The organism is Lactobacillus sp. M0393, from assembly GCF_016102025.1.
Lineage (GTDB): Bacteria > Bacillota > Bacilli > Lactobacillales > Lactobacillaceae > Lactobacillus > Lactobacillus melliventris.
The window spans coordinates 170178-182827 of the sequence record NZ_JACFPK010000001.1 but is presented as its reverse complement, the minus strand read 5'-3'; the positions used below and the strand labels follow the sequence as shown (position 1 = coordinate 182827).

General features: G+C 37.0%; 16 protein-coding genes. 2 read left to right on the top strand and 14 right to left on the bottom strand.

Annotated elements, in window-relative coordinates:
• Nucleotides 1-38: 38 nt before the first annotated feature.
• Genes H3R29_RS00930 through rsmG form a run of 7 tightly spaced genes read right to left on the bottom strand, consistent with a single transcriptional unit; the run spans nucleotide 39 to nucleotide 5470 of the window.
• A complete protein-coding gene (locus tag H3R29_RS00930; RefSeq protein ID WP_110445548.1) occupies nucleotides 39-821 on the bottom strand; it encodes a DUF1129 family protein in 783 nt (260 codons plus the stop codon).
• 9 nt (nucleotides 822-830) lie between these two features.
• Entirely contained in the window at nucleotides 831-1931 is a 1101-nt protein-coding gene (ychF, locus tag H3R29_RS00925; protein ID WP_046324239.1) for a redox-regulated ATPase YchF, read from the bottom strand.
• A 24-nt stretch (nucleotides 1932-1955) separates the two neighbouring features.
• Nucleotides 1956-2231, bottom strand: a complete 276-nt coding sequence (locus H3R29_RS00920) for a DUF951 domain-containing protein (protein ID WP_046324238.1) — start codon at nucleotides 2229-2231, stop codon at nucleotides 1956-1958.
• Nucleotides 2224-3111: a ParB/RepB/Spo0J family partition protein gene (locus H3R29_RS00915; RefSeq protein WP_122037229.1), complete on the bottom strand. Its 888-nt coding sequence runs from the start codon at nucleotides 3109-3111 to the stop codon at nucleotides 2224-2226. Before H3R29_RS00915 ends, H3R29_RS00920 begins: the two co-directional genes overlap by 8 nt.
• Entirely contained in the window at nucleotides 3089-3868 is a 780-nt protein-coding gene (locus H3R29_RS00910; protein ID WP_110445546.1) for a ParA family protein, read from the bottom strand. Before H3R29_RS00910 ends, H3R29_RS00915 begins: the two co-directional genes overlap by 23 nt.
• A 15-nt stretch (nucleotides 3869-3883) precedes the next feature.
• Nucleotides 3884-4732, bottom strand: a complete 849-nt coding sequence (gene noc / locus H3R29_RS00905) for a nucleoid occlusion protein (RefSeq protein ID WP_198202303.1) — start codon at nucleotides 4730-4732, stop codon at nucleotides 3884-3886.
• Between the two features lie 15 nt (nucleotides 4733-4747).
• On the bottom strand, nucleotides 4748-5470 hold the full coding sequence (gene rsmG, locus H3R29_RS00900) for a 16S rRNA (guanine(527)-N(7))-methyltransferase RsmG (protein WP_198202302.1): 723 nt from the start codon (nucleotides 5468-5470) through the stop codon (nucleotides 4748-4750).
• Nucleotides 5471-5627: 157 nt separating this feature from the next.
• Between rsmG and H3R29_RS00895 the strand changes: the two genes are divergently transcribed.
• Both H3R29_RS00895 and H3R29_RS09210 read left to right on the top strand, forming a co-directional pair.
• Complete coding sequence (locus H3R29_RS00895) at nucleotides 5628-6164, top strand: CvpA family protein (protein ID WP_046324233.1); 537 nt, start codon at nucleotides 5628-5630, stop codon at nucleotides 6162-6164.
• 228 nt (nucleotides 6165-6392) lie between these two features.
• Nucleotides 6393-7463: a C39 family peptidase gene (locus H3R29_RS09210; RefSeq protein ID WP_366125390.1), complete on the top strand. Its 1071-nt coding sequence runs from the start codon at nucleotides 6393-6395 to the stop codon at nucleotides 7461-7463.
• Between the two features lie 55 nt (nucleotides 7464-7518).
• Here H3R29_RS09210 and H3R29_RS00885 read toward each other — a convergent pair whose 3' ends face one another.
• From H3R29_RS00885 to H3R29_RS00855, 7 genes are all read right to left on the bottom strand, one after another.
• Nucleotides 7519-8448: an FAD:protein FMN transferase gene (locus tag H3R29_RS00885; RefSeq protein WP_198202301.1), complete on the bottom strand. Its 930-nt coding sequence runs from the start codon at nucleotides 8446-8448 to the stop codon at nucleotides 7519-7521.
• A 10-nt stretch (nucleotides 8449-8458) separates the two neighbouring features.
• On the bottom strand, nucleotides 8459-9250 hold the full coding sequence (locus H3R29_RS00880; protein ID WP_187156834.1) for a tyrosine-protein phosphatase: 792 nt from the start codon (nucleotides 9248-9250) through the stop codon (nucleotides 8459-8461).
• 83 nt (nucleotides 9251-9333) lie between these two features.
• Entirely contained in the window at nucleotides 9334-9882 is a 549-nt protein-coding gene (locus H3R29_RS00875) for an NADPH-dependent FMN reductase (protein WP_046324230.1), read from the bottom strand.
• A gap of 11 nt (nucleotides 9883-9893) precedes the next feature.
• Nucleotides 9894-10433 (bottom strand): NADPH-dependent FMN reductase, encoded by a 540-nt coding sequence (locus tag H3R29_RS00870; RefSeq protein WP_046324229.1) that lies wholly within the window; start codon nucleotides 10431-10433, stop codon nucleotides 9894-9896.
• Between the two features lie 155 nt (nucleotides 10434-10588).
• Nucleotides 10589-11194, bottom strand: coding sequence for a TetR/AcrR family transcriptional regulator (locus H3R29_RS00865; protein WP_122025605.1), 606 nt, complete (start codon nucleotides 11192-11194; stop codon nucleotides 10589-10591).
• Between the two features lie 105 nt (nucleotides 11195-11299).
• Nucleotides 11300-11521: a hypothetical protein gene (locus tag H3R29_RS00860; protein ID WP_198202354.1), complete on the bottom strand. Its 222-nt coding sequence runs from the start codon at nucleotides 11519-11521 to the stop codon at nucleotides 11300-11302.
• A 453-nt stretch (nucleotides 11522-11974) separates the two neighbouring features.
• Nucleotides 11975-12649 carry an ABC transporter ATP-binding protein gene (locus H3R29_RS00855; RefSeq protein ID WP_122037226.1) on the bottom strand — a complete coding sequence of 225 codons (675 nt, stop codon included), beginning with the start codon at nucleotides 12647-12649 and terminating at the stop codon, nucleotides 11975-11977.
• Nucleotide 12650: the final 1 nt, after the last annotated feature.

The window sequence follows — 12650 nt, the reverse complement described above, 5'->3', positions numbered from 1 at the left end:
AGTTATCTAAGTATAGCGCTTTTCTTGACAAAAAGCACCTATTTGCTCTTATCAGCTGGTGAAAAGGCCGAACCAATAATTTCATAATGCCGGCGGAACAACCAGCGAATGCCATACGCTACCGCTGCAATAATTAAGTTATATACTCCTGGCAAAGCCGGGTTGATCACTTGTAATGCAGGAAGGCCTAATACGCCAAAGCAGATAAAGAGCATTCCCATCAGTAAAACAAAACCCCAGATTAATTTTGACCACGGAATTTTACGATTTTTACTGCCATTAGGTAAAACCCAGTCATTATATTTGGTCATGAAAACACCTAGTGAAGCACCAACAATCAATAATGTTAATACACCCATCTGTGAATTATATTTGTCATTCTTTTGGAACAAGCCAATTAAGCCAAAAAGACCAAAGAAAATAGCAACATAAAACAAGGCATTATCCGTAGCGTATTGCCAAAATGGAATATCTGAAGCCTTTTTCTTTTTGGGCTTTAACATGTCAGCAGCCTTAAGTTTAGGCGACATATTATAATACGTGCTGGCTGGTTGACCATGACGTTGTGCAATTACCAAGTCGTTTAAAAGCTCATCTACTCTCTTTTGGGCATCTTCATGACTCATTTTACCCTGTGTTTCCAGTTCTTTTTGCAAACGAAAAACATAGTCAGAGTTCTTATTACTGAGCTGCTTACGCAATTCAGCAGGCTGCATTTGCTTGACTTCATCATCCTTATTCTGATTAATTACTTTTTCTTTTAACTTTTCCTGCTTATTAGTATCTATCTTAGCTTGTTCTTCAGTTTTCTTTTCTGCCATTATTTTTTCCTAAACGTTAAATCTAAATTCAATAATGTCCCCATCTTGAACTTCATAATCTTTACCTTCAAGACGTAGCTTTCCCGCTTCTTTAACCTTTTGCATGGTTTCATACTGATCAAGATCAGTAAATGAAACTACTTCAGCACGAATAAATCCCCGCTCAAAATCAGAGTGAATAACGCCTGCAACTTGCGGAGCCTTCATTCCCTTATGAAAAGTCCATGCTCGTGTTTCAGGACCACCAGCCGTAAAGAAAGTCCTCAAGCCTAAAATGTGGTAAGCTGCACGGATTAAACGGTCAAGGCCTGACTCAGTTACGCCCTCTGCTTCCAGGAACTCAGCTTTTTCATCGTCATCCAAGCCGGCAATTTCTTCTTCAGTTGCAGCAGATATACCTAAACATTCCGCATTTTCACTTTCTGCATGTTTTTTAACCACTTGATAGTACTCGTCTTTTTCTGGGTCGGCCATTGAACTTTCAGCGATGTTCGCTACATAGATAACGGGTTTATCAGTCAGCAAGAACAAGCCCTTGACAATTTTTTGCTCATCGTCATTAAAACTGATTGAACGGACAGCCTTGCCTTCTTCTAAAACCGGCTTAATTTTTTGCAAAACATTGAACTCTGCTTTAGCCTCTTTGTCATTTTGCTGGGCAATCTTTTTTACCTTATTAATACGGCGGTTGACGGCGTCAAGATCCGCAATTGCCAATTCCAAGTTGATAGTGTTGATATCTTCTTCCGGATCTACTTTACCAGTAACAGAAGTAATATTATCATCTTCAAAGGCCCTAACAACATGGATAATAGCATCAGTTTGGCGTATATTTTCCAAGAATTTATTACCCAGACCTTCACCTTTTGAAGCGCCTTTAACTAATCCAGCAATATCGGTAAACTCAAAAGTAGTGTGAACAATTTTCTTAGCCGGAATCAGTTCCTGAATTCGAGCCAGTCTCTTGTCCGGAACCTCAACCATTCCGACATTAGGCTCAATCGTTGCAAACGGGTAGTTGGCCATTTCCGCACCCGCTTTAGTAATTGCGTTAAACAAAGTTGACTTGCCCACGTTAGGCAATCCAACAATCCCAGCAGTTAATGACATTTTTATCCTCTTTCTTTAACAAAATCAGTTATTTTCTTGATTAATATCCGGCCGTGCTATTTCTTTTTTAGGCACATAAAGCGTATTTTTAATATTAACCGGATCATTCGCCTTAGTTAAAACTTTTTTTAAATTATGCGCGAATTTTGAACGCGGCATCATTACGATATGGCCACATCCCATGCACTTTAACCTGATATCAGCTCCTAAACGCAGAACTTCCCAGTCATTAGTTTTACAAGCATGTGGCTTTTTCATTAATACCGTATCTGCCAAACCATAAGCAATTTCTTTATTCATCAAGGTCGACTCCCAGCACATCGAGTATTCTATTCAACTCTTCTGTTGAAGAGAAGCCAATCGACAAATGGCCGCTACCTTTTTTGCTTGCGGAAATATTGACAGTTGAACCCAGCTTATCAGCTAATTGATGTTCAGTAGCACGAATAAATGGCGATTTGTGCACTGTCTTTTTGCGCGGCTTTTTAGAATTAAGATTGGCTACCAGTGCCTCAACTTTGCGTACTGGCATCCCTTCCTTAACCACTTGCTTAGCTACTTCATCAATTTTGTCCTTATTCTTTAAACCTAAAAGCGTTCTGGCTTGTCCCATTGAAAGTTCACCGTGCTGTAACAAGTGCTTAGTTTTATTAGGAAGTGTCAAAAGACGCAAGTAATTAGCAATATATGGACGGGACTTACCCATTCTTTTTGAAACTTCTTCTTGGGTCAAACCTAAGTTTTTTTGCAGCATTTCGTAGGCCTGAGCTTCTTCAAGAGGTGTTAAGTCCTCACGTTGCAGATTCTCTAAAACGGCAACTTCCATCATCTGGCTTTCGCTAAAGTCACGGACAATGGCCGGTATAGTAGTCTTTTTTGCTAGTTTTGAAGCACGAAATCTGCGTTCACCCGCAATAATTTCATAGCCTTTCACCGACTTACGCACAATAATTGGCTGAAAAACACCATTTTCTTTAATCGAATCAGCCAATTCTTTAAGAGACTTGTCATCAAAGTTTTTACGTGGTTGATAAGGATTAGGTCTGATATCGCTTAAATTTAAATCCTGAATTTCTTCTTCATTATCTTCAATTTGCGGCTCGTCTTCAAACAGGGCCTCAATTCCCCGGCCTAGACCACCATGCTTTTTAGTATCTTTATTTCTTGAGTTTCTTACCATGATTCTTTAACACCTCCTTAGCTAAATCATCATAAACTTCAGCACCACGTGAATTAGGAGCATATTCAGTAATTGCTTCTCCATAACTAGGTGCTTCAGCTAGCTTAGTAATTCTCGGAATAATAGTTTTATAAACCTTATCAGAAAAATAAGAACGTACTTCTTTTACTACTTCTGCACCTAAATTAGTCCGCGCATCCAGCATGGTCAGCAAAACGCCCTCAACACCTAAATCTTTATTAAAGTGTTTTTGCACTAAACGGATAGTATTAAGCAGCTGACTAAGCCCCTCCATAGCATAGTACTCACTTTGAACGGGAATTAAAATTGAATCAGATGCCGTAAAAGCATTGATAGATAATTGTCCTAATGAAGGCGGACAATCAATAAAAATAAAATCATAATTGTCGCTAATTGAATCTAAAGCTGACTTCAAGCGCGTTTCTCTGGCCATCATACTGATTAGTTCTGTTTCAGCTCCAGACAAATTGATAGTTGCCGGAACTAAATCCAGCCGCTTAGTTGAAGTATGGAAAATCGTATCTTTAAGGGGAACATCATTAATCAAAACGCTGTAAATATCTTGATCAATAGCAGATTTTTCAATCCCCAGGCCAGAGGTCGCATTACCCTGCGGATCAATATCGACAATTAAGACTTGATAACCGCGTTCCGCAATCGAAGCCGCTAAATTTATAGTTGTTGTCGTTTTACCGACGCCACCTTTTTGGTTAGCAACTGAAATTACACTCACCATATTTTCCATGCCTTCCTACTTTCTTTTCAATTCAATCGTAATCATATAATCATCAGGATCATTATTTTCTTTGAACTTAACCTTGATGCCAGACTGTTGAGCAAGTTTAATTGCCTTTTTGATTGTATTAATTTGTACTTTTAAATCTTTAGGGATACGATTGGCTGCTCGTCTTGTTTGTTCTGCCTGCTCTTTTTCTTTATCCTTAACTTTTTTGCCTGCAAAATACTGCTCAACATTTTTAACGATTTTTTCGGTGTCGCTAACATTCAGGTTATTTGCAAGTATTTCATCTAAGACACGGCCCTGATCTTTCTCACTCAGTCCCACCAAGCAGCGACCATGACGTGGTGAAATTTCACCACTGGCCAAATAACTTTGTACTTTCGGTGTTAACTTTAACAGGCGCAGCTTGTTAGCAACATAAGATTGTGACTTGCCAATATTTTGGGCCAAGGTAGTTTGAGTCAGGTTATTTAGTTTCATAAGATTACTATAAGCCTGTGCTTCATCAATCGGATTTAAATCCTCCCTTTGCAGGTTTTCAATTAAAGCTAATGATGCAGCCTGGCTATCATCCATGTTATTAACTATTGCCGGTATTTTTGTCCAAGCGAGCTGCTTTGCAGCTCGCAGTCTGCGCTCACCAGCAATAATTTCATAATTGCCCTCTTTTTCACGTACAACAATCGGTTGCAGTAACCCATCTTTATCAAGGGTTGATGCCAATTCATGAATTGATTCTTCAGAAAACTGGTGCCGCGGCTGAAAAGAATTGGGTTTTATTTTACTTAGCTCAATATCCTGAATTTGTTTATTTTTAGGTATTTCTTCATGATGACGTAAAGAAGAAAATAATGACATTTTGAGTCCCCCTGTTTAATGAATTGGTTTGCGGTGCGGTGTTCCCGCCTGCCGCGGATACTTCTTAGGCGTAGCCTGCACTTTTTCTATCAGAATCAAAGTGCGCTCTTCGGTACTTCGAGGTAATTGTAATTCTTTAACTGCAATGACCTTACCACCTAAAACTTTTAAGGCTTTCCGAGCTGATTTCAGTTCGTCTTCAGCTTTTGGTCCCTTGAGAGCAATGAAATTGCCACTTTCTTTAATTAACGGCAAACAATACTCACTTAAAACGGCCATGTTAGCAACAGCACGGGCAGTCACAACATCAAATTGTTCACGATACTGTTTATTTTGCCCCACGTCTTCGGCACGGCCATGAACCAAGGTAACATTTTCTAAATTTAACTGGGTGATTAAGCCCTGTAAAAAATTCAACCGTTTGCCCAAAGAATCGACGATTGTAACCTTTAATTCAGGCAGCATAATCTTTAAAGGAATAGAAGGAAAACCGGCACCGGCACCAACATCACATAAAGTATCAGCCCCTTTTAATACTGAACCAAATGTGAAAAGAGGTGTGATACTATCCCAAAAATGCTTTAGATAGACCTCATCTTTTTCTGTTATCCGCGTAAGATTAACTTTTTTATTAGTCTCAATCAGACTGGTAAAGTATTGGTTAAATTGGTTGATTTGTTTTTCATTTAATTTAAAATTACGTTTTGATAATTCTTGGACGAACTGTTCAGGATTCATTTTTCACCCGTGAAACCTTGTTTCACACCCTTTAAATTTAACGCTAAAATTGGCTTAATGTAAAGTCAATGCATCCCTTTAATTATGAAATATTTTTCGACTGTCGTCAAAGTCTAAACGCATAAATTAAGCTATAATATCGTCAAAGGAGATAAATATGATTGTTACTTTAATTGTACTGGCTTATTTGACACTAAAAACCTACAAAGGATTCCAAACGGGCTTCACCAGATTAATCATTAATTTGATTTTTGCTGCCATTGTCTTCATTACAGCTATTCTGTTTCAAAATCCTGTTGGCAATTGGCTTTACAGTCAGATCACCGGGCAAAATATTCAAACCACTTTAACTCCCGGAACTAACTTAATGCTCTTTCGTTTTTTGGCATTCTTTATCATTGTCTTTTTGGGCAAAATGGTTGTTAAGATTTTTAAAGGCTGGGTACCTAATAAAAATCCCCATGCGACTAACTTTGGCAATTTACTAGATAGTGTTTTGGGTGCTGTCGTATCTTTTTTTGCCAGTTATTTCTTCGTTTACATTATCCTGTCAATGCTTAATGCTTTGCAAAATCCGTGGTTTATCCAGCAAACTTTAGATTCATCATTTATTCGTTTCATCATTTATAACACACCTGGCTTATCCAACGGGTTGTTCAACAGTATCTTTAGTATCAGTAGAACTGCTGCCTAAATTGAATAAAATAGTCATCAGCGTTTAAACTTGTTAGTTTAGACGCTGTTTTTGTTTATCAATTAGCAAAAATTTACTTCGATCTTTAACTAAAATAATTTGAGTAATTATGTTATATACACTTCTACTAATAATAGAAATCCACATAATTTTTTGGCATATATTTGCCATTTGTTGTAGTAAACTTGTTATGAAGGTATTTTGAATAAGAAAAATTAGGAGGATAAATTGAAAAGTAAATTAACCTTAAAGAAAATTGCAACTATTTCTGCAGCTGTTATTCTTGCAGCACCTGTTTTCAGTAACAATCTGACCAAAACAGTTAGCGCAGAAACGGAATCTCAAAATAAGCAATTAAAGCAGGACCATAATCAAGTAAATAAAGAGTCTGAGACACAAAAGCCGCAAGAAAACCAAAAGACAGACAAAGAAACAGGTAAGACCGAAACCAATGTCCCGGCTGCCGCGACCCAGAATAAAAAGCCTGCTAATGCCACTGCCAAAAAAGTCAAAACTTTCAAAGTAGCAATTGTTAAAAAGAATTATGGTATTTATCTTGATAATTTTACCAAGAAGAAAGCAGCCAAGAATTATTTTCACCAAACATTTAATGTCAATAAAAAATTTATCCACAATGGCAAAACATACTATTGGCTTAACAAAAAGGGTATGAAGGCCATTGGCTACATTAATAAAAAAGCTGTAGCTACTCCTAATCAGGCTAAAACAATTGAGAAGACGCCATATGTCAGTCAATATGTTCCTGTTAAAACCCCGTGGGGCTGTGCAGGAGCCTCAATGGCGATGCTGTTAGGTTCTCAGGGACAGAAAATTACCACTAGTTTGCTTACAAAAATTCAAAATAATTTACCAATGCAACCAGTTAAAGGCGGACAAAAAGGGAATGTTTATACTGGCGTCGGTTTTGGCTACGTAATTAGCCCCGGTGCCCTAGCTAAATATGCCCGGACTTTTAAAAAGGGCAAAAAGATTATTAATATTTCCAGTAAAAAACTAACTGTTGATGATCTTAAAATGTATATTCAGGCTGGCAAGCCAGTTTTATACTATGGCTTTTCTTCATATCAAAAAGCTGGCGACTACAAGCGCAATCACTGCAAAGTTATCACCGGCTACAAAAAAGGCAAGTTCTTGGTTTATGATCCACTCTATTACTCCAAGTTTGATAAAGCGGGTACTGGTGGCAAGAACATGAATTATGATCATGGTGCAATTGCCTGGGTACCAAAGAGTGCTATTCAAGCAGAATTTTGCCACAAAGCTCTCTCGTTCAAATAATAAACTTACTTACAAATTTAAAAGTAAAAAAGTGCCTTAGAGGCACTTTTTTTTATTACTTTTGAAAGTTATCATACTCAACGTGTTCATCGTTATAAACAAAAACTGCGCCAATGCGGTCAGGATCATCATGCCAACCAGCAACCGGCTTACCTGCAAAAAACAATCTCTTACATTCGATTTCAGCTTCAACTGAATACTTGGTAAAAGTAGTCACGCCAGACAAATCAGTTTCAACCGGATAACCAGTTCGCGGATCAATTAAATGGTGATACTTATGACCGTCAACTTCTAAATAACGTTCGTAAGTTCCGCTGGTAACTGCAGAACATTCCGGTACCATCACCGAAGCAATATTATTGCCACGAGGCTCTTTAGGATCCTGTACTCCTACTGACCACTGACCACTAGTCCTTTTAGGTGAGTCGCCAACAAGTAAAATGTTACCACCCAGATTAATAATTCCGGCATGAACTCCGTAAGCCCGCCAGTAATCTTTAATACGGTCAGCAATCCAGCCTTTAGCAATACCGCCTAAATCTAATTCCATGCCCTCTTTTTGCAAAAAAATGGTTTGATCAGCATCGTTTAGGTCAACTTTAAACGGATCAATCAGTGCCATTCTTTCCTTAATTTGCTCAGCAGTAGGAACGTGAGCGTTTTTAAAACCAATTGCCCATAACTTTACAACCGGGCCTATCAGAGCATTGAAACCAAAATTTTCCCGACTTTTTTCTACCGCCAATTTAACCAAATCATAGGTACCGCTTGAAACTTGAACAGGGTGCTTACCTGCAGCATGATTAACATCCATTACTTCTGATTCATCACGATTAACTGTCAATAAGTCTTCATAATGGTCGATCAAAGCAAAGGAATCATTAATCACGCTTTTATCACGAGCACCAAAAACCTGTAAAGTGATTGCTGTACCCAAGGCATGATGCTGTCCTACTTCTTGTTCTATAGCCAAATTTTTAATCATTATTTTATCCCTAATTTTCCAAATAGTTCTTTCTTATCTTCTCTTGCATTTGCTGGTCAATTCCTAATTGCTTATTAATATAGGAATCAATCCCACCAAAATCTTCATTGATGGTAATCAAGCTGGTATCAAAATACGCGTTGGCAACTGAACCCAAAATACGCATGTTAGCCCGAAACTTATCATTTTCACCAGCTTTTTTAAATTGTTCATCGCGAACTTTACGGTAATCGTTGAGCATTATATTGGAATAAAGGTAATCTTGGCGAATTGTTTCTAAATCCACGCCCAAAATATAAAGCAGTATTACTGTGACTAATCCCGTTCTATCCTTACCTTCTGAACAATGATATAAAACTGCACCATCAGTCGTAGCAGCAATTAAACTAACAATTTGATGAATATTATTCTGAGAAAATTGATTACTGATATGATCATGATATCTTTGACACATCATATAAAAGCCGGCATATTGATCCTTGCGGTATTGCTCAAATTCCCTGCTCATATCCAAACCCTTACCACCGGTATTATCATCAGCCGATAAGGGGAATTCATAATGAGCAACGCCCTGAATGCTTTTATCAGAATTAGCTTTGCATTCTGCCGGAGAGCGCAAATCAATAATTTTAGTCAGACCATAATTAAGTAAAAACTGTTCATCTTCTGGCGTTATTTTACTTATGTTACCAGTGCGTAGTAAGCGATGAAACTTAATCTGATGTCCGTTAAAGCCAATATAGCCACCCAAATCACGCGGATTACGAACAGATTTTACAGGTAAAATGACAGGTTCACTCATGCCAACTTCCTTTCAAAAAAATAACCGGATAGGATACCCCCTATCCGGTTATTTTACTCTCTGCCAGTTAATCTAGCAAAAGTTTATTTATGTGCTTGCTCAACAAACTTAAAGAAGTTGTCCATCATACCATCTAATTGCTTGATGGTTGCTTCATCAGTCAATTCACCAGTTTCTTTGTTAAATTTATCTGGAGCTTGACCAATTAAAACTTCATTGCCTGGTAAAACATTTGCACTCATATCAGGTGAAAGCAAAATTTCACGCATATCTTCTTGGGCACGGCCAGTACCTTGTGAACCATATGATGCACCAGCAATAGCAACGGGTTTCATCTTCATAACGTTAGGGCCAGCGTGTGAACCTAACCATTCAAGACTGCTCTTTAAAGCAGCAGGAATTGTATGATCATATTCTGGAGTAGTAATTACAATACCATCAGCACTCTTAACGTCTTCGATCCAAGCCTTGATAGTATCATCAGCCATTTCTGTTCTGCAGAAAGGTGTCAATTTGTCGACTTCTTTAACTTCAATATCTGCTTTATCACTATAATGCTTGGCAATAAATTGTGCTAAAAAGCGATTATATGAAAAAGGTGCATTTGTACCAACAATTGCTAATATTTTCATTCTCAGCCCTCCTATTTAGTTACTTGTGCGTACCAACTATCAACTTCATCGAAAAAGTGATCTAAGAATTTAACGGTTTCTTCATCTTTCAAGTCACCATTATCATCAAATTGAGTTGGTGCAACACCCATCATGAATTCATCACCATTGAAGACCTTAGCGCCAAAGCCAGGTGCTAAAAACAGACTCTTCAAACGACTTTGTGAACGAGAAGCACCTTGTGGCATTGGTGAAGTTGAAACAATAGCAACTGGCTTACCCTTAAATGGGTGAGTTACACAAGATAACCACTCAAGCGCGCTACTTAAAGCACTGGTAACAGAGTGTTGTTGTTCAGGAGAACCAATTAATACCAAGTCGGCATCTTCAATTTCTTTACTCAAGGCTTGGACTGCTTCTGGGGCATCTTCACCTTCTTTAAACATTGGCAACCCTTTAACTGTTGTCAGCTTAAAATCATACCTGTCGGCAAAACGCTTAGAAATAAATTTAAGCAATGCCTCATTAAATGAATTTTTGGCATTTGAGCCAGATAATGCAAGGATTTTCATAAAAACCACCTTTCAGGAAACTAATTTCACTGTTAATTATAGCATATCCGTATCTTTTTAACATGTTCCTGATTTCAGATAGCTTTAATAATTTAATACTTTCGTATAGCTTATCCTGCTTACACTATGTAAGTAGTAAAAACTATTTCGGGGCTTTAATTGTATTTTTCTTCTGTCTTAAACAGAGAAACATTACTTTTCTTGCTAAGCCAGTCGTTTAAAATTGCATCATTAATTTGTGCCTTTAAAACGTTGATAATTTGTGTTTGAGAAAAAGTCGCAATTTTATTAACTATTAATGAAGCAATTCCACAAGTAGTTATCCAGTTAGCAATAATAATACTTCTGATTTTTTCTGCAGAATACTTACTATCCGGATATTGCTCTTTAAATTTCTCAGTTCCAAAATCTATTAAAGTATCAGCGATTATTTCATTGCCACACTTACCTTCAACAAACATTGCTTTAAAGAGGTTCTCTTGTTCTTGGGCAAAATCAATATACGATAAATCCATGTCAATCAATGGTTCAGCAATATAGCTTTTCTGTAAAATTTTATTCTTTAAGTTGTCTGCAATTTTACGCAAAACCTCTTGGCGTAAATCGTCCATACTATCGAATTCAAGATACAAAGGCTGAGTAGAAAAATGGCCAGCCTTAGCAATGCTGCGGGCCGTTAAGCTTTCAACTCCATCCTTAACAACCATTTTATAAGCAATATTTAAGATCTTACTTTTTCCTATTTCTTTTTTTCTAGCCATTTTGATTTTTTCCTTGATTAACTTTAAACGTATTTTTTAGACCAGCTTCTAGAACTGGTATTGCCGCAGGTGAAATATATTTAAGCACACAAATGTAATGAGCAGTTAATCCTCATTATTCAAAAACTCATCATAGTAAGTTGAAACCATATCACTTAATTCTTCTTTACTTAAGCCTTGAGCTGCACAAAATGAAAAGAAAGCAGCTGATAGAATATAGCCACGTTCAGAATCATCTGTTAGATTATCCGAAAAAGCCATATTAATGCTATGGTCCTGGTAGTCAGTTGTTAATTCAATAGATTTGTCTTCGGGAATATCGTTCATCATTGTACCTCTAGATAAAAAGCTTTATTTAACAAAAATTTAGTATTACACTATTAAGCTATAGACAAAAATCCTGCCAAATAAAAACATGAAATAAAATATTTTAGTCAGTTTAACGTAGAATCCATCTCTCAATCAATTCTTCAAACAGCTTAAAAATTAATAATTTTATTTTTAATTACTTCTGTTATTTTGCTTAAAAATAACATCTTTTTTACTATTACTAAGAATAGTAAATTTAAAAGTACTTTGTCAAGGACAAAGTACTTTTTCCTAACACAAAAGAATAAAGGATTTTTCTAACTTTTAATAAGCGGTTTCAATTAATAACAATAATTAGAACTAGTTAAAAAAATTACAAACAAAAAATTACTATTGATAAAACAATTTAGTTACTTTGACATTTTTTAAAAAAACATTGCTAATAGTTATTTTATTCTTGAAAATTAGCAATTAACTCTTTTGCCTGATTTTTCCATCCATCATTTCATAAATATGATCTGCGTATTGTTCTAGCCGCGGATCATGTGTGACCAGCAAGACGGCTTTGTGATAATCTTTGGCTAATTTTTTGAACAATTGCCCTACTTCAGCCACATTCTCACTGTCAAGAGAAGCGGTAGGCTCATCGGCCAGCAAAATTTGCGGGTTAGCATAAAGAGCACGAGCAATAGCTGCGCGCTGCTGTTGCCCACCCGATAGTTCATTAGGATACTTATTAATTAAAGAACTAATTTTCAGCTGCTTGAGTAATTCTTGCAATTTTGCAGCACTGATATTGCCCTCTTTTTTTACCTTATTAACTAATTCAAATTGCTCTTTAATTTTTAGAAACGGTACTAAGTTATAAGCCTGCAGTACAAAGCCAAGTTGCGTTAGTCGTAAACGGTCACTTTCTCTAGTAGAAATATGCGCAATGTCCTGACCACCAACAATAACTTTGCCCGCAGTCGGTTTTTGCAAAGAGCCGGCAATTGTTAAAAAGGTGCTTTTACCAGCTCCTGACGGGCCCATAATTAATACCACTTCACCTAGGTTTGCCTTAAAATTGATGTTTTTTAACGCAACGACTTGTGCCGCCCCTGTACCATAAACTTTTTGAACATTCTTTAATTCAATAATTGCCATG